The organism is Embleya sp. NPDC001921 (assembly GCF_053594475.1).
Genome location: NZ_JBSFEO010000019.1, coordinates 64,442 through 81,725, shown reverse-complemented (window position 1 = coordinate 81,725; position 17,284 = coordinate 64,442). Strand labels below are relative to the sequence as shown.

The 17,284-nt window shown below is 71.8% G+C and carries 15 protein-coding genes; 1 reads left to right on the top strand and 14 read right to left on the bottom strand.

Annotated elements, in window-relative coordinates; translation table 11 throughout:
- Positions 1 to 14 precede the first annotated feature (14 nt).
- The 11 genes from ACWCPW_RS22775 to ACWCPW_RS22725 all read right to left on the bottom strand — a co-directional run bounded on the left by ACWCPW_RS22775 (position 15) and on the right by ACWCPW_RS22725 (position 13,305).
- The gene (locus ACWCPW_RS22775) at positions 15 to 668 is read right to left on the bottom strand and encodes an RraA family protein (RefSeq protein ID WP_449763435.1); all 654 of its coding nucleotides are present in this window, start codon (positions 666 to 668) and stop codon (positions 15 to 17) included.
- The gene (locus ACWCPW_RS22770) at positions 665 to 2,194 is read right to left on the bottom strand and encodes a class I adenylate-forming enzyme family protein (protein ID WP_449763434.1); all 1,530 of its coding nucleotides are present in this window, start codon (positions 2,192 to 2,194) and stop codon (positions 665 to 667) included. The genes ACWCPW_RS22775 and ACWCPW_RS22770 overlap by 4 nt, the downstream gene beginning before the upstream one ends.
- Positions 2,195 to 2,468: 274 nt before the next feature.
- The gene (locus tag ACWCPW_RS22765) at positions 2,469 to 4,070 is read right to left on the bottom strand and encodes a hydantoinase B/oxoprolinase family protein (RefSeq protein ID WP_449763433.1); all 1,602 of its coding nucleotides are present in this window, start codon (positions 4,068 to 4,070) and stop codon (positions 2,469 to 2,471) included.
- A complete protein-coding gene (locus tag ACWCPW_RS22760; protein WP_449763432.1) occupies positions 4,067 to 6,211 on the bottom strand; it encodes a hydantoinase/oxoprolinase family protein in 2,145 nt (714 codons plus the stop codon). Before ACWCPW_RS22760 ends, ACWCPW_RS22765 begins: the two co-directional genes overlap by 4 nt.
- Before the next feature lie 120 nt (positions 6,212 to 6,331).
- Positions 6,332 to 6,637, bottom strand: coding sequence for a ferredoxin (fdxA, locus tag ACWCPW_RS22755; RefSeq protein WP_449763431.1), 306 nt, complete (start codon positions 6,635 to 6,637; stop codon positions 6,332 to 6,334).
- Positions 6,634 to 7,698, bottom strand: coding sequence for a 2-oxoacid:ferredoxin oxidoreductase subunit beta (locus tag ACWCPW_RS22750; RefSeq protein ID WP_449763430.1), 1,065 nt, complete (start codon positions 7,696 to 7,698; stop codon positions 6,634 to 6,636). The genes fdxA and ACWCPW_RS22750 overlap by 4 nt, the downstream gene beginning before the upstream one ends.
- Positions 7,691 to 9,559, bottom strand: coding sequence for a 2-oxoacid:acceptor oxidoreductase subunit alpha (locus ACWCPW_RS22745; protein ID WP_449763429.1), 1,869 nt, complete (start codon positions 9,557 to 9,559; stop codon positions 7,691 to 7,693). The genes ACWCPW_RS22750 and ACWCPW_RS22745 overlap by 8 nt, the downstream gene beginning before the upstream one ends.
- Positions 9,560 to 10,130: 571 nt before the next feature.
- A complete protein-coding gene (locus ACWCPW_RS22740; RefSeq protein ID WP_449763428.1) occupies positions 10,131 to 10,916 on the bottom strand; it encodes a class I fructose-bisphosphate aldolase in 786 nt (261 codons plus the stop codon).
- A 50-nt stretch (positions 10,917 to 10,966) separates the two neighbouring features.
- Positions 10,967 to 11,377: a nuclear transport factor 2 family protein gene (locus ACWCPW_RS22735; protein ID WP_449763427.1), complete on the bottom strand. Its 411-nt coding sequence runs from the start codon at positions 11,375 to 11,377 to the stop codon at positions 10,967 to 10,969.
- Positions 11,374 to 11,871 carry a VOC family protein gene (locus tag ACWCPW_RS22730; RefSeq protein ID WP_449763426.1) on the bottom strand — a complete coding sequence of 166 codons (498 nt, stop codon included), beginning with the start codon at positions 11,869 to 11,871 and terminating at the stop codon, positions 11,374 to 11,376. The genes ACWCPW_RS22735 and ACWCPW_RS22730 overlap by 4 nt, the downstream gene beginning before the upstream one ends.
- A gap of 234 nt (positions 11,872 to 12,105) precedes the next feature.
- Positions 12,106 to 13,305 (bottom strand): aromatic ring-hydroxylating oxygenase subunit alpha, encoded by a 1,200-nt coding sequence (locus ACWCPW_RS22725; protein ID WP_449763425.1) that lies wholly within the window; start codon positions 13,303 to 13,305, stop codon positions 12,106 to 12,108.
- A 185-nt stretch (positions 13,306 to 13,490) separates the two neighbouring features.
- On the opposite strand from ACWCPW_RS22725, the gene ACWCPW_RS22720 reads away from it, so the two are divergent.
- On the top strand, positions 13,491 to 14,504 hold the full coding sequence (locus ACWCPW_RS22720; RefSeq protein ID WP_449763424.1) for an aldo/keto reductase: 1,014 nt from the start codon (positions 13,491 to 13,493) through the stop codon (positions 14,502 to 14,504).
- 57 nt (positions 14,505 to 14,561) lie between these two features.
- Here the strand turns inward: ACWCPW_RS22720 and ACWCPW_RS22715 are convergent, their stop codons facing one another.
- The 3 genes from ACWCPW_RS22715 to ACWCPW_RS22705 all read right to left on the bottom strand — a co-directional run bounded on the left by ACWCPW_RS22715 (position 14,562) and on the right by ACWCPW_RS22705 (position 17,236).
- On the bottom strand, positions 14,562 to 15,536 hold the full coding sequence (locus ACWCPW_RS22715) for a hypothetical protein (protein WP_449763423.1): 975 nt from the start codon (positions 15,534 to 15,536) through the stop codon (positions 14,562 to 14,564).
- A 269-nt stretch (positions 15,537 to 15,805) separates the two neighbouring features.
- Entirely contained in the window at positions 15,806 to 16,708 is a 903-nt protein-coding gene (locus ACWCPW_RS22710) for a helix-turn-helix domain-containing protein (protein ID WP_449763422.1), read from the bottom strand.
- A gap of 141 nt (positions 16,709 to 16,849) precedes the next feature.
- Positions 16,850 to 17,236, bottom strand: a complete 387-nt coding sequence (locus ACWCPW_RS22705) for a VOC family protein (RefSeq protein WP_331771502.1) — start codon at positions 17,234 to 17,236, stop codon at positions 16,850 to 16,852.
- Positions 17,237 to 17,284 lie beyond the last annotated feature (48 nt).

Sequence of the window (17,284 nt, the reverse complement as noted above, 5' to 3'; positions counted from 1 at the left end):
CCGCCCGGCCCGGGTCAGCGGCTCCGGAGGCGGGTGATCGCCTCGGCCTTCGGCGTGTAGGCGCGTGGCAGGTGCAGGCCGGCCGTCAGCGCCGCGAGTACCTCCTCCTCCGCCCGGTGGTAGGTGAGCGCGTCGGCGAGCAACGTGTCCGCGTCGGCGGCCGGCAGCGCCACCGCGCCACCGTCGTCCAGCAGGATCGGATCGCCGTCCGCGATCGTGACGTCCCCGATCTCGACCGGACCGCCGATCTCCGCGACGCGCACCGCGCCCCCCGGGCCGGCCGTCGCCTCCGCCAGCGCCCACAGCCGCAACCCCAGCCGGGCCACCGCCGGTACGTCCCGGACGCGGCCTTCGACCAACGCCCCGACCGCTCCCCGGCCCAACGCGGCCGCGGAGAGGATCTCACCCCACACCGCGCCGGGGGCGGCGTCCGCGCCCGCGATCACCACGACCCGGCCGGTGAGGTCCTCCGCGAGCAGCGCGTGCAGCGGCTTGAGGCCGTGCGCGCCGGCGCCGGCCGCGATCCGGACCGTACGGGCCACGCCCAGCACCGCCGTGTCGCCGCGATGGAACGGCCGCAGCGGCGGGGTCAACCACCCTGTACGGTCGCGCAGTTGGAGCAGATCGGCGAGCGCGGCGGTGGCGGGCAGCGACCGGGTGTCGGTCACGATGTGGTCCTCTCCGTCAGCAGGAACTTGCGAATCTTGCCGACGGACGTCCTCGGCAACTCGGCCACCCGCTCGAAGCGCACCGGACGCTTGGCCTTGGCGAGCCGCGCGGCGCACCAGTCGGCGAGATCGTCGAGCGCGGCCGGATCGGCCTCGGGCACCGCCACCACGAACGCGACCGGTACCTCGTCGCGGACCTCGTCCGGCGCACCCACCACGGCCGCCTCCAACACCGCCGGATGTTCGGCGAGTACCGCCTCGATCTCCACGACCGAGACGTTCTCCCCGGCGACCTTGAGCACATCGCCGCGCCGCCCCGCGAAGTGGAAGTGGCCGTCCCGGTCCACCCGGGCGCGGTCGCCGGTGACGAACCAGCCGTCCCGGTAGGCGGCGGCCGTCGCGGCCGGGTCGTCGAGGTATCCCGCGAACAGGCTCACCCCCGGCTCGCCGCCGACCACGATCTCACCGTCCGCCGCCGGTGCCCCGGTCGCCGTGTCCCGCACGGCCACCACGCAGCCGGGCGTGGGCCGACCCATCGACCCCGGGACCGGCGCGCCGGCGGGATTGCTCAGCACCGCCGGGATCGTCTCGGTCATCCCGTACAACTGGCGCGGTCGGCAGCCCCCGAGCAGCGCCGCGAACCGCTCGTACTGGTCGTCGGTGACGTTTTGCGCGTACCAGCAGTGCCGCACCCGCAGCCCGGGCGGCGCGTCCCGGGCGCCGGTGCGGGCCAGGATCATCCGGATGGGCGCGGCGAACAGGCTCACGTGGGTCACCTCGTGCCGCGCGGCCTGAGCCACGAACCGGCTCGCGGAGAACGCGGGCAGCAGTACGACACTCGCGCCGACGGTGATCGCGGCGGCGAACGAGTAGTACTGGGCGTTCGCGTGGAACATCGGCAGCACGACGAACTGACGGTCTCTGGGTCCGAGTTCGGCGGCAGCGGCCATCACTGTGCCGGTGAAGGCGTAGTTGGCCTGGGTGACCATCACGCACTTGGGCTCGGCCGTGGTGCCGGAGGTGAACATCAATCCCGCCAGGTCGTACGGGCCGGGTGCGGGCGTGTCCGCGCCCGGGGGACGGCCGATCAGGAGCGTCAGGTCGGTGTCGTCCTCCGCGACCTCGACCACGGTCGTGCCGGTTCCGGCAGCGGCCGCCCGGTAGTCGCCGGCCCGTTCGGGCGCGCAGAAGCCGAGCCGGGCGTCGGTCCGGCGCAGGTGCGCGGCCAGTTCGGGGGTCCGTGCCGAGGGGTCGGAGCACACCATCGCCGCGCCGAGGCGGACCAGCGCGAGCCACAGCGCGACGTACGCCGGGCAGTTGCGCAACGCGATGCCGACCCGGTCGCCGGGCCGGACACCCCGCGCGATCAGCCCGCCGGCCACGCGTGCCACGAGGGCGTCGAACTCGGCGTAGGACCAGCGCGTCACCGCCCCGTCGGGCGCCTCCCAGATCAAGAAGGGCGCGTACGGATGGGCCGCCACCGTGTCGGACCAACGCGCCGCGAAGGTGGGCGGAACGGACGCCATGTCGACCTCCAGAACATCGACCAAGCAAGCGAAAAACCGAAAACCAACACCAACACCAACACCAGCACCAGCACCAGCACCAGCCAAGCCTCGCAGCCCACCCCCATCTCCGCCCCGCCCACTCTCGGCCGGACCCGCACCCGCCCGCCGCCACCCCCTGCCCGTCCCACGGACCCACCCCCGGCAACCCCCCCCGGCAACCGCGGGGCCGACCGCCGGGTCGCCACGCGGCGCGCGACCCGAGCCGCGCGCCGCGATCATCCCGGGCCGGCGCCTACCCGGCGCTCACACCCACACCCACACCATCCGTCTCCCCGACCGGTGCCCCGTAGCCGCCCCCGCCCGGCAGTTCCAACCGCACCACGTCACCGGGCTGGAGTGTGATCCGTGCCTGGGTGCGTACCGGTTCGCCGTTGACCAGGAAGCGGCCGGTCGCGCCCTCCCCGCCGCCGAAGATTCCGCGTGGGCCGCGGGCGAGGCGGCTGGCCACCGCGTTGAGTACCCATGGCGAGGGCGAGTCGACGGTGAACTCGATGGTCTGGCCCATCCCGCCCTCCTGCGCGCCCGCGCCGCCCGAGCCGCGGCGAAGTTCCTTGCGCAGGAAGCGGATCGGGGCGGACGCCTCGACCACCTCCAGCGGTACCGCGGAAACCCCGGTCGGGTAGGACGTGGTGGACAGGCCCGGCTTGCCCGCCCGCGCCCCGACGCCGCCCGCGTACGTGAACATCGCGGTGATGAACGGCTTGCCCTCCGCGTCGTGCCCGCTCACCTGCATCGTCCACACGGCCGCCGAACCCTCGGCCATCACCGCCTCGGGCAGCGCCTGCGACATCGCGTTGAGCAGCGGCATCGGCAGGAACATGCCGACCACGTGCCGCGCGGTGCACGGCGACGGGGACACCGCGTTGACGATGCTGCCCAGCGGCGCCTCCACCTTGATCGGCGCGAGCGACCCGGCGTTGTTGGGCACGTCCGGGTTGAGGAGGCTGCGCAGGGTGAACGTGGTGTAGGCGTGCGTGTAGTTCTTGACCACGTTGATCCCGAACGGGCTCGCGCCGGACGAACCCGCGTAGTCGACCAGGATCTCGCCGGCGTCGGGGTCGATGGTGACCGCGACCTTGATGGTGATCTCCGAGCCGTCCGCGAGATCGAGGATCGACGCGGCCTCGTACGTGCCGCCGGGCAGCGCCCGGATCGCCCGCCGAGTGGCCTCCTCGGAGCGGCGGATGACCTCGTCTCCCAGATCCTCGATGTCATCCAGCGCGTACGCGTCCAACAGCGTCTTCAGCCGGGCCGCGCCCACCTCGCCGGAGGCCATCTGGGCGTGCAGGTCACCGGCCATGTGGGTGGGCTGCCGGACGTTGGCGAGCACGAAGTCCCAGACCGGCTCGTTGCGTTCGCCGCCGACCATGAGCTTGCTGATCGGGATCCACAGGCCCTCCTCGAACACGTCCCGGGCACCCGCGCCGATGCCGTAGCCGCCGACGTCGGTGTGGTGGATGGTCGAGCCGAAGAACGCGATCACCCGCCCGCCGCGCCAGACCGGCACCAGCACGGTGACGTCGAGGAGTTGGCCGGCGGTCTGGTACGGGTCGTTGGTGACCAGCACGTCGCCGGGGGTCAGCGAGTCGACCGGATGCCGGTCCAGGATGTTGCGACACGCGATGGCCAGCGAGTTGATGTGGCCCGGCGTACCGGTGACGGCCTGGGCGACCATCCGGCCGCGCCGGTCGAACAGCGCGTTCGCCAAGTCGCCGGCCTCACGCACGATCGGGCTGAACGCGGCCCGCTGGAGGGCCTTGGCCTGCTCGTTGACGGTGGCGACGAGGGAGCCCCACAGGACCTCCAGCTCGATCGCGTCGAAGGTGCGGGTCACGCGGATCCCTCCTTGGTCGTGGCGGTCGTGGCGGCAGTGGTGCCGGCGGCGGATGCGGTGGGCGTGGCGGTGGCGATGATCGAACCGTCCGGCGCGACCTCGCAGGACCAGCCGTCCGGGACGACCGACGTGGTCTCGCGCTCCTCGACCAGAGCAGGCCCGTCGAAGCGATCGCCGGCGCCCAGTTCGGCACGCCGGTAGACCGGTACGTCCACGGCGGGCGTACCGAGCCGGAACCGCGCCGCGCGGTACCGGTTCGGCGCGGGGCTGCCCGTGCCGACCGGCACCGTGGGCACCTCGAAGCCGGGTGCGTCCGACCACGCGGCGACCCGCCAGGTGACCACCTCGACGCCGACGTCGGGGATCCGCAGGCCGTAGATCTTCTGGTACTCGGTGTGGAACTGCTCGACGGTGTCCGCGAGCGAGGTGGGCCACGCGTCGCCCTCGCCGACCCAGAGAGTGATCTCGTTGCCCTGCCCCTCGTAGCGGGCGTCCAGGCCGTAGCGGAAGCTGACGTCGCCCGCCTGCGCGCCGGCGGCGGCGAGCACTCGGCGCGCCTCCTGCCGCATGTCCGCGAGCAGCGTGTCCCGATCGGCGGACACGCTCTCGTCCAGAGTGCGGACCATGCTCCGGGCCAGGTCGATGCGGACCGGGCTGACCAGGGTGCCGAACGCGGACAACACGCTCGCGTTGACCGGGAAGATCACCCGCGGCGCCTCCAGGAGCGTGGCCACCCCGCACGCGTGCACCGGTCCGGCGCCGCCGAACGCGATCAGCGCGACACCGCGTAGGTCGATGCCGCGCTCCACCGCGTGCATCCGTGCCGACGCGGCCATGTTCTGGTTGATCACCTCGTACACCCCGACCGCGACGTGATCCGCGTCCGAGCCCGCGCCGAGCCGCTCGGCCAAGGGCGCGAACGCGGCCCGGGCGGCCGGGAGATCGAGCGGCATCTCGCCGCCGAGGAAGTACTGCGGGTCGAGCAGACCGAGCACCAGGTCCGCGTCGGTGGTCGCCGGGATGGTGCCGCCCCGGGCGTAGCCGACCGGGCCCGGGTCGGCGCCGGCGGAATCCGGGCCGACCTTGAGCAGACCCAACTCGTCCACCCGGGCCAGACTTCCGCCGCCCGCGCCGATCTCGACCAGGTCGACCGAGGGGATCGAGCACGGGTAGCCCGAGCCCTTCTTGAACCGGTAGACCCGGGCCACCTCGAACGCGTTGGTCAACTCCGGCCGATAGTCCTCGATCAGACAGGACTTGGCGGTGGTACCGCCCATGTCGAAGCAGAACAGCCGCTCCTCGCCCAGCCGTCGGGCGTACCAGACGCCGGCCAGGGCACCCGCGGCCGGACCGGACTCCACCAGGCGGATCGGTACCCGGCGGGCGTCGTCGGCGGAGACCACGCCACCGTTGGAGAGCATCATCAGCACCGACGCGCCGAAGCCCTCGGCGGTCAACCAGGCTTGCAGTTCGGCCAGGTAGGGGCCGATCACCGGCATGGTGGCCGCGTTGCACGCGGTGGTGACCATGCGCGGGTACTCGCGGATCTGCGGGGTCACCTCGTGCGACGCGCACACCGGCACCGACAGCCGCTTGGCCAGTCCCTCGGCGACCGCGCGTTCGTTGGCAGCGTTGGCGTACGAGTTGAGCAGGCACACCGCGACGGCCTCGACGTCGTCGGCGGCCAACCGCGCCGCCAGTGCGTCGAGTTCGGCCTCGGCGGGCGCGGTGCGGACCTCGCCGGTCGCGGTGGTGCGCTCGTCGATCTCGAAGACCAGTTCGCGCGGGATCGGCGGGGCCGGGAACTCGATCTGGAGGTCGTACATGTCGTAGCGGTGCTCGTTGCGGATCTCCAGTGTGTCGCCGAAGCCCGAGGTGGTCACCAGCGCGGCCCGGCCGGTCTTGCCCTCGATCAGGGCGTTGGTGATCAGTGTGGTCGCGTGCACGATGGGCCGGGTGATGTCGGCCGGGGTGATGCCGGCCTTGGTCAGTGCGGAGGTCACGCCCGCGCGGACCCCGCCGAGCGGGGCGGACGGGGTGGTCAGCGTCTTCTCGACCACCACGCGGCCGGTGTCGGCATCCAGCAGGACCACGTCGGTGAAGGTGCCACCGATGTCTACGGCAAGGCGCCAGTCGGTCACGTCAGGCCTCCTCTTCTTCTCGGTGTGTCCGGAGTGTTGTTTCGGTGGGTCGGGACGCGTCCACGCGTTCGCGGCCCGAGCAGGTGCTGCTCACGCGCTCGGCGCCCGGGCCGGTGCCGGTCATGCGGTCGCCGCCCGAGCCGGCAGCGCGGTCACGGCCGGTGGATCGCTCACCGGCTCCGCGTCCTCGCGGCCCGCCGTGGCCTCGCCGGCGGCGTCCAGGTGCCACAACCAGTCGGCGGGCAGGTCGTCCACGTGGTAGATCGCCTCGACCGGGCAGACCGGCTCGCACGCGCCGCAGTCCACGCACTGCTCGGGGTGGATGTAGAGCATGCGGTCGCCCTCGTAGATGCAGTCGACCGGGCATTCCGCCACGCACGTGCGGTCTTTGACGTCCACGCAGTTCGCGCCGATGACGTAGGTCACGCGGGATCACCTCCGGCCGATCTCGGTTCGGGCACCGTCCAGGTGTCGCCGCCGCCGAGCAGGTCGGCGACACTGCCGGGCCCGCGCTCGGCGAGCGCGCGCCGGCCCTGTTCGAGTACCTGGCGGTCGTACGCGGGCCGCCGCACACTGCGGAACACCCCGATCGGGGTGGGCCCGCCCGCCTCCGGCAACCGGGACAGCGCGAACGCGGGCACCGGGTCGACGGTGTGCGCGTCGTGTGTCACGGCGGTGTCCTGGGGACCGCCCGGTCGCAACCCGCCGCCAGGGTCGCGCACCACCGCGCGGGCGCCGTCCGGTCCGTAGCGCATCGGCTCGCCGTGTTCGAGCCGCAGCAGGAAGTCGTCCCGGATGCCGGGCGTCTTGAGCTGCTCGAACGCGCCGTCGTTGAAGATGTTGCAGTTCTGGTAGATCTCCACCAGGGCGGTGCCCTCGTGCGCAGCCGCCGCGCGCAGTACCGACGTCAGGTGCTTGCGATCGGAGTCGATGGTGCGGGCGACGAAGCCCGCCTCGGCGCCGAGCGCGAGCGAGACCGGGTTGAAGGGGTGGTCGAGCGAGCCCGCGGGGGTGGACTTGGTGACCTTGCCGGCTTCCGAGGTCGGCGAGTACTGACCCTTGGTCAGGCCGTAGATCCGGTTGTTGAACAGCAGGATCTTCAGGTTGACGTTGCGCCGCAGCGCGTGGATCAGGTGATTGCCGCCGATCGAGAGCGCGTCGCCGTCGCCGGTGACCACCCACACACTCAAATCCGGGCGGGTCACGGCCAGTCCGGTGGCGATCGCCGGTGCGCGCCCGTGGATCGAGTGCATGCCGTACGTGTCCAGGTAGTACGGGAAGCGGCTGGAGCAGCCGATGCCCGAGACGAAGACGATGTTCTCCCGGCGCAGCCCGAGTTCGGGCAGAAAGCCCTGTACGGCGGCCAGGATCGCGTAGTCGCCGCAGCCGGGGCACCAGCGCACCTCCTGGTCGCTGCGGAAGTCACGGGCGGACAGCGGGGGTTCAGCCGTCGGCCCGGCGATGGTAGGAAGCGGTGACTCAGACATCGGCGGCGACCTTCTCGATCGCGGTACGCAGTTCGGCCACCTTGAACGGCATGCCGCGCACCTGGGTGAGGGATTCGACGTCGACCGGGTATCGGGCGCGCAGCAGTTGCGCGAGCTGGCCCAGATTCATCTCCGGGACCAACACCCGCCGGTACCGGGCGAGCAGGTCGCCGAGGTCGGCCGGCAGCGGATCCAGATGGCGCAGGTGGGTCCGGGCCACCGATCCGCCCGCCGCGCGAACCTCGGCGCACGCGGCCGCGATCGGCCCGGCCGTGGAGCCCCACCCGAGCACCAGCACCTCGGCGGTCCCGTCCGGGTCCTCCACGGACAGCGGCGGCAGATCGCGGGTGATCCCGTCCACCTTGGCCCGCCGGGTGCGCACCATGTACTCGTGGTTGGCCGCGTCGTAGGAGATCTCCCCGGTGCGATCCGCCTTCTCCAGGCCGCCGACCCGGTGCTCCAGACCTGGCGTGCCGGGTACCGCCCACGGCCGCGCCAGGGTGTGCGGATCACGCAGATAGGGTTGGAAGCACGGCTTGCCGGCCGCGTCGACGGCGTTCGGACCGGTCGCGAACGCCGCTTCGATCCTCGGCAGTTCCTCGACGTCCGGGACCTGCCACGGCTCGGATCCGTTGGCCAGAGAGCCGTCCGAGAGCAGCACGACCGGTGTGCGGTAGGTGACCGCGATCCGGACCGCCTCGACCGCCGCGTGGAAGCAGTCCCCGGGCGAGGAGGCGGCCAGCACCGGCACCGGCGACTCGCCGTTGCGGCCGTACAACGCCTGGAACAGGTCGGCCTGTTCGGTCTTGGTGGGCAGCCCGGTCGAGGGGCCGCCGCGCTGGACGTCGACGATCACCAGCGGCAGTTCGAGCGAGACGGCCAGTCCGATCGTCTCCGCCTTGAGCGCGAGCCCGGGGCCGGACGTGGTGGTCACCCCCAGGGCGCCGCCGAAGGCCGCGCCGAGCGCGGCCCCGACACCGGCGATCTCGTCCTCGGCCTGGAACGTGGTCACTCCGAAGTTCCGGTGCCGACTCAGCTCGTGCAGGATGTCGGAGGCCGGGGTGATCGGGTACGAGCCCAGGAACAAAGGAAGCTCGGCCCGGTCGGCGGCGGCGATCAGCCCGTAGGCAAGGGCGCGGTTGCCGGTGATCGTGCGATGCCGTCCGGGAGTTCGCGGAGCGGCCGAGACCTGGTATCCGCCCGCGAACGACTCGGTGGTCTCGCCGAAGTTCCAACCCGCCGTGAAGGCGGCGACGTTGGCGTCGGCCAGATGCGGACGCGCGGCGAACTTCTGTCGGAGGAAGGCCACGGTGGCCTCGGTCGGGCGGTGGTACAGCCACGACACCAGGCCCAGCGCGAACATGTTCTTCGCCCGCTCGGCGTCCTTACGCGGCAGTTCGAAGGCGCGCAGCGCCTCGACGGTCAGCCCGGTCAACGGCACCGCGTGCAGCCGGTATCCGGCCAACGAGTCGTCGGTGAGCGGGTTCGTGCCCGCCGGGTAGCCAGCCTTGACCAGATTGCGCGAGGTGAACTCGTCGGCATCCGCGATGATCTGCGCACCGCGCGGGAGGTCGGGCAGGTTCACCCGCAGTGCGGCCGGATTCATCGCGACCAGCACGTCGGCGGCGTCGCCGGGGGTGGTGACCCGATGGTCGGCGAACTGCACCTGGAAGGCGGAGACCCCGTGCAAGGTGCCCGCCGGGGCACGGATCTCGGCCGGGAAATCGGGAAAGGTGGACACCGCGTTGCCGAACAGCGCGGTCTGCGCCGTGAACCGATCCCCGGCGAGCTGCATCCCGTCACCGGAGTCACCGGCGAACCTGACAACCACCCGGGATACGGATATGACCTGTTGAGACATGATCGCGACTCCTGATCACAGGCATGGCGAAGACAACACCTGGCACAAAGAGAAAAAGCCCCGGGCGGCCAACCAACCAACCCAACCCGCCCGCCCGCCCAACCGACCCGGCAACAACCAAGCCGCCCGGCAAAACCCAACCCCACCAACAACAACCAAGCCGACCCCGCACCCGTCAGGCCGACCCCGCACCCATCAAACCGGATCCTGCACCCATCAAACGGGTCGTGCACCCATCAAGCCGGGTCCTGCACCCATCAATCCGGTCCCGCACCATCCACCCGGTCCCGCACCATCCACCCGGTCCCGCAGCATCCACCCGGTCCGGCACCCATCCAGCCCGTCCGGCGTTTGAGGACAAGCAGGCCGCGGGCCGGCCATGCATGCGGCCCGGCGCATCCACCCGGTCCGGCACCCATCCAGCCCGTCCGGCGTTTGAGGACAAGCAGGCCGCGGGCCGGCCATGCATGCGGTCCGGCCCATTCACCGGGTCCGGCACCCATCCAGCCCATCCAGCCCGTCCGGCGCGTGAGGACACGCGTTGGAGGACAAACCAGCCCGCAGCCCGAAATCAACCCCCCACCGCTCCGCGGTGAACCGCATCGCGCAACCGCTCCACCAACAATTGCGGCTTGGCCGACCCCCACACGTTCCGGCCGAAGGCCACCCCCGCACCACCCGCCTCGACCACACCGCGAGCCAGCGCGACGACCTCGTCCTCGCTGTCCGACTTCGGCCCGCCCAGTGCGACGACCGGGACCGGACACGCCGCGACCACGGCGGCGAACTCCTCGGGCGGGCCCGGGCACACCGTCTTGACGATGTCCGCGCCCAGTTCCGCGCCGATCCGCGCCGCGCGGGCCACGTTCTCCGTGGTCCACGGCACCGCCTTGCCCCACCCGCCGGGGATCATCTCGGCCATCACCGGCAAGCCGAGCTGTTCGCACTCCGAGGTGAGCCGGGCCAGCCGTTGCAGCGACAGGTGTTCGTCGGGTGCCCCGGGAAACGCCAGCACGACCACACAGTCCGCGCCCAGTTTCAGCGCCTGCTCGGGCAGGTGCATGATGTCGGTGACGTCACCGGGCGCGAAGTCGCCCAACTCCGACGCGCCGCCGTCGATCCGCAACACCAGCCCGGAATCGGCGAACGTGTCCGCGTAGGCCCGGGCCAGATGCCAGGTCGCCAGCACCGCGTCCGGCCCGCCCGCGGCGATCTGCGCCATCGGCTCGCCCAGCGGCGGCCCCTCGCCCATGTAGGCGGCGTGGTCGATCGCGACGAACACGGCGCGGCCGTCCGCGCCGAACATCCGGCGCATCCGGCGGAGCTTGCCTGCCCCGGTGGCGGAAAAGGTGTGCACAGTCGTTCCCTTCGATGGTCGATGGTCGATGATTGTCGGCAGTGCAGTGCTCAGCGTTTCTCGGTGCCGGCGATCTGCCGCTCGAACTCGGCGCCGTCCCAGTAGTCCACGCGGTGCGCGATCAGGTCGGCCACCACCCGCAGTCGGAACACCCCGCGGATCCGCACCGGTTCACCGGCCGCCGAACCGCGCGGGCGAAAGGTCATGGTGTACGCGAGGGCGGCCCGATCGCCGTCCACGAGCAGGTCCTCGACGGCGTACCGCAGGCCCTCGAACTCGGCCAGGAACACCGGCAGTCGCTCGCGGTAGGCGGCTCGCCCGCGCAGGCTCCGACCCAGCGCCGAGGTGTGCTCGTTGTGGAAGTCCTCGCTCACGCACGCCGCGATCTGCTCCGGATCACCGGAGTTGAGCGCCGCGACATACGCCTCGACGGTCTCCCGGGTCCGCGCCGGGTCGCTCACGCGTCGGCCCGGTCGCCCTGGTCCACCCGATCGTCCCGGTCCGCCCGGTCGCCCCACAGCTCGCGGACCTCCGCGAACACCCGCTGGTTGTGCGAGATCTCCACGACATTGCCGTCCGGGTCCTTGAGCGCGCAGATGTAGCCCACCGGCGGCGGCACGTCCATCGGCTCCCAGTGCAGGCATCCCGCCGCACGGGCCCGGTCCGCGACGGCGTCCACGTCCTCGCGGGCGGCCACTTCCATGCCCAGGTGCGCGAACGGCGTCAGTTGCGGCTGAGGATTGCCCCGGTCCTTGTCGAAGGCGACCAGGACCAGCACGAACGGGGTCTGGACCTGGTTGGGATTGGACAACCACGCGTTCGAGCCGGCGGCGTCGCTGTGCCGCGAGACCACCACCAGCGGGGTGAAGGAGGTGTAGAACTCGATCGCCGCCTCCAGGTCGGACGACGGCAGCGCGATATGGGTCCAGCGGGCCTCGGTCAGCGTCGGTTCCATCGCGGTGGCTCCTCTCACGTTCCGGTGTGTCGGGGTTGGTGCAGTCTGCGGCGAGACGCGCGCGAGGGGTCGGTCGGCGTCATCGACCTCGGTCGATGGGCCAATCGTCCGTCGGTCGACCGGTCAAACCGAACACGGTCGACCGGTCGAACCCATCGCGGCCGACCGGTGAAGCCGACCGCTCGCGATCGGCGAACCGACCGGCGGCCGATCGGCCCGAAGACCGTGGACCGCTCACTCGATCGGCCCGTCGAACTCGTCCGCCGCCAGCGGCGTGGCCACGTCCTGCCGGATCTGCCGCATCATGTGCTGGGCCCGGCCCTCCCACGCGCTGGGCGGACCGACCCGATAGAACGGCGAACGCAGGTTCTCCATGAGCACGGTCACCATGTCCGTGTCCTCCTTGTTCGTCAGCTCCAGGTTGACCAGCTCGCGCTCCTGGAGCTCGATGTCGTCGGTCAGCCCGTAGATCCGGGAGAACAACCGGGTCCGGTCCGGCGCGAGCGGGTCCGCGCGGACCATGATGAGCTGGGACGCGTAGGGCAGCGGCGTCAGATTGGGATAGATGAACTCCGCGTAGCTCCCGCGCAGGTCCTCCTCGCCCAGGTCGGTACGTCCCAGCGACATGTCGTACGCGTCGCTGTGCGGCTTGTACCCACTGGTGGTGCGGCCCTCGAAGCGCACGATGGTGTCCATCTGCTTGCGCACCTTGTTCAGCCGCCGGTGCACGAACCGCACGTGGTAGTCGTCGTTGGAGTTCTCCACGAACGCCTTCCAGTTGAACGGGTACTCCTCGTCCAACTCGCGGTGGTAGCGGTGGTACTCGCCGATCTTGTACGCCGTGTAGCGCGGCAGCAGCGGCGCGATCCACTCCTCGAACGTCGGCGCCTTGTGCGACAGGCACGCGAACACCAGCTTGTCGAAGGCCACGTGCACCCGGATCGGCACCAGGCCGTACTGCTGCACGGGGAAGTCCGGACCGTACATCCGGTTCATGTCCGGAATCGACAGCAGCTTGCCGTCGAGACCGTAGGTCCAGGCGTGGTACGGGCACGCGAACGCCTTGCCGCAGTTGCCCGCCGCGTCGAACGCGACGCCCGAGGCACGGTGCCGGCAGTTGTTCAGGAAGCCCTTGATCGAGCCGTCCCGCTGCTTGACCACCAGGACCGACTGGCTGCCGATCCGTCCGGTGATGAAGTCGCCGGGGCGGCGCAGGTCCTCCGTGTCGCCCAGCCACAGCCACGAGCGGGCGAACACCCGGATCATCTCCAGGTCGAACAGGTCCCGGTCCCAGACCTCCCACGGCTGCAACATCTCGCTCGGCAGGGGAGCGACCACGAGCCCGTCGCCCTCTCGCGCCGCCGCGTTCCGGCGAAGTTCCGCCACCCGCTCGTCCAGGGCAAGTTCCGCAGCCCCAAGCTGGTCAGTCGGCACAGCTTCCTCCCCGTCACCTGGGATGTTTGCGATACGACCGAAGGTAGGCGCCGGGAAACGGCCCCGATATGTGCTTCAGGCACGAACAAACGGCCCGTGCGCTGCGCCGGGACCACATCGGTGCACACGCGCCGCCGTGCCAGCCTCGGGGGAGGACGTCCGATGATCACCTTTGGAGGGCACCCGTGGAGTACACCTCGCTCGGTCGCACCGGCATGCGGGTCAGCCGGCTGTGCCTGGGCACGATGATGTTCGGCGCGTGGGGCAACCCGGACCACGACGCGTGCGTACGGATGGTGCATCGCGCGCTCGACGCCGGGATCAACCTGGTGGACACCGCCGACGTGTACGCGTTCGGCGAGAGCGAGGCGATCCTGGCCAAGGCGCTCAAGGGCCGGCGCGACGACGTGGTGCTGGCGACCAAGTTCGGCGAGGCGATGGACCCGGACGCGCCGCTGCGCCGCGGCGCCTCCCGACGCTGGATCATCCGCGCGGTCGAGGACAGCCTGCGCCGCCTGGACACCGACTACCTCGACCTCTACCAAATGCACCGGCCCGACCCGAGCACCGACCCGGACGAGACGCTCGGCGCGCTGAGCGACCTGATCCGCCAGGGCAAGGTGCGGGCGATCGGCTCCTCCGCACTGCCCGCGGAGGCCATCGTCGAGGCGCAGTGGGTCGCCGAGCGGCGCGGGCACGAGCGCTTCACGGTCGAGCAGCTCGCGTACTCGGCGTTCGCCCGGCACGCGGAGGCGGCCGCACTGCCCACGTGCGGGCGGTACGGCCTGGGCGTGCTGGTGTTCAGTCCGCTCAACGGTGGCTGGCTGACCGGCAAGTACCGTGCGGGACAAGCCGTTTCGGCCGATTCGCGGGCGGTGCGCAACGCCGAGCACTTCGACCACGCGGACGCCGCCGTACGGGTCGCGAAGACCGCGCTGGTCGAAGAGTTCGCCGCGATCGCCGCGGACGCCGGGTGCTCACTGCCGGAACTGGCCCTCGCCTTCGCGCTGGCCCACCCGAACGTCACGTCGGCGATCATCGGCCCGCGCACCGAGGAGCAACTGGAGTCCCAACTCGGCGCCTGCGCCGTGCGGTTGACCCCACAGACGCTGCGCCGCCTGGACGCCCTGGTGTCGCCCGGCACGGACGTCAACCCGGCGGATTCCCCCTACCCGCGCCCGATCCCGCACCGGGGCTGAGCTCCGGCCCGCCCGGGTCGGGGGAATGCCTCCGCCGGTCCGGCGGCCTCCTACCGCCTACCTCCTGCCGCCCAGGCGGGCGCGCAGCAGGTTGGGATCGGCGGCCGTGAAGAAGGCAGCGCTGAGCACGTACACCTCGCGCCCGCGCACCGCGACGGACGTGGGGTTCTGCAGCCCGTCGCCGGTGTCCAGGACGGTGCTCGCCGCGCCGTCCGATCGCACCCGCACGACCCGGTTCGGGGCGTTGACCGCGGCGAGCAACTCGTCGCCGTTCCCGGTGAAGGCGATGTCGTCGATGCCCACCAGGCCGGATGCCTTGATATGCGGCGTTCCGGCGCGGTTCCCGGCCCGGATCGGAATGCGCAGCAGGGTGCCCCGGTCCAGGTTGGTCATCCACAGCGCGCCGTCGTGGACCTTCGCGCCGTTGGCCCCGAGGAAGCCGGTCGCGGCGAGTTCGGGGGCGGTGGACCACGCGGTCGGCGTGCCGCCGGCGACCGGAACGGTCCAGACCGTGCCGAGCACCGAGTCGGCGATGTAGAAGCGCTTGGCGTGCGCGTCCAGGGCCGGCCCGTTGGGCACGCCGTCGGCGGGCAACGCGGCGATGCGCTGCGGGGCCCCTCCGGGGCGCAAGCGCCACAGTCCGGTCAGGTCGGCGGTGCCGGCCGCGTACAACACGTACACCGTGCCGTCGGAGGTACGCACGATGCCGGTGGCCATCGGCGCGTCGAGGGCCGGTGGGTGCGCGCCGCCGTCGGCGGGCGCGGGCAGGGTCGCCAGGATGCGGGTCGTGCCGCGCGCGTCGACCCGGGCCACCTGGCGGCTGCGGGCGAAGGTGACGTACGCCGAACCGTCGGGCGAGAGGCTGATGTTCTCCGCCTGTTGCCCCGCGGCCAGGTCGAAGTGCGCGGCGATCCGGACATCGGTCAACGGCCTGCCGGTCACCGGCGCCGCACCGGCCGGGGCGGTTGCGACGAGGGTGGTCGCGGCCAGTGCGACGGCCGTCAAGGTGAGGGTGAGCTTTCGCTGGGACATGATTCCTTCACTGTTTTCGGGCATGCGGCGGCCGAGGTACGGCGCCGTGGTCGGGGGATGACACACGACGGGGCGGTGCCCGGGTGCGGGATGGCCGGCATTCGGGCGTGCCGGTCCGGTGAGTGGGATCGCCGGGCGTCGGGGGCGGCGGCCGGGTGACGCGAGACCGCCCGGCGTACCGGTGCGGTCGCGACGGCACCTGCCGCAGCCGCCCTCGACGCAGACGCAGACGCGGGAGACGCAGACGAAGGAGACGGAAAGGGCTCGGGTCAGCCGGTGTGGGCCGCGCCCGCGTCCCGGCGCGCCGGGGTCGAATCGCGGGGCTCGGTGGCGTGCGCGAGCAGGGCCGGCGCGGTCGCCGACGGGGAGTCGGGGGCGGCCGTGGCCATCACGAAAGCCGGGCCGGTTCCCTGCGGACTCTGCAGCGTCTGCTGGGTGACGGTCAGCGTCCCGACCAGGGGATGGCGCATCTCGTAGTCGGCGACATGGCACGCGACGATCCGGTGGTCCGCCCACATCGCGGCGAACTCCCGGCTGCGGATCGTGAGTTCGCCGATCAGCGTGGCCAGTGCGGCATCCTCGGGATGGCGCCCGGCGGTCAGGCGCAGATTGCCGACCACGGTCCTGGCCTTGGCCTGCCAGTCGGCGTACAGGTCGCGGGTGTGCGGGTCGAGGAACACCAGCGCGGTCATGTTCGGCCGTCGACCCGGCCGGTTCGGGCCGTTCGGGTCGAGGTGGCTCGCGAACAGCGCGTGACCCTGCCGATTCCAGGCCGGCACGTCGCCGCTCCGACCGATCGCGAGGGCGGGCGTGCCGTCGAGGGCGGTCAGCAGCGCGGTGGTCGCCGGGGTGACGCGCTCCGGGCGCGGCCGGCCGGCGGTTCTGCTCCGGCTCGGGGCGGTGGCCAAAAGGTGCAGGTGGGCCCGCTCGGAATCGTTCAGGCGCAGGGCACTCGCGATGGCGTCGAGCACCTCCCGCGAGGCGTTGCGCGATTCCCCGCGCTCCAGACGGGCGTAGTAGGGCGCGCTGATACCCGCGAGCAGCGCCAACTCCTCGCGCCGCAGCCCCGGTACCCGACGCCGCTCACCGTAGGTCCGCAGCCCGACGTCCTCGGGTCGCAGGCGGCCCCGGCGGGCGCGGAGGAAGTCGGCGAGATGCCCGTTCGTGTTCATGCAGTCGAGTATGCGAACCGTCGGCGCCCGGCGCCGCACCCTGCCGGGGTACGGATCCGCGGCGCGTCGATACGCCCGTACCCGCGATCCGGTGCGGATCGCGGGCACGGGGCGCACGGGCCGTTCCGGTGCGGCGCTACCTCACTTCTCCCACATCACGATCTGGTTCCCCCACGGGTCCAGGAAGGAGGCGTGGTGCCCGCCGAACTCCTCCCAGAAGCACTGCTCCCACAGCGCGGTCGCGCCCAGCAGCACGGCCTTGTTCAGGTATTCGCTGGGTGCCGCGTCGACCAGGATGTAGACGCGGGCGTGCAGACCGGCACGCGCCTGCTGGGGCAGCGGCGCCGGGTCGGGCACCTGGGCGACCTCGTCGTACAGGCCCAGGTGCAGTCCCTCGCCCGGGACTATCTGGTGGAAGACGCCCTGCGGGCGGGGGTTGATGGTCCAGCCGAACAACTCGCGGTAGAACTCGGTGGTCGCGTCGACGTCGGGCGTGGGCATGTCGACGAAGACCAGGGTGTTGGTCATGCGGGGTCCTTTCCGGGGGAACTCGGGTGTACCGAACGGGATGTGACG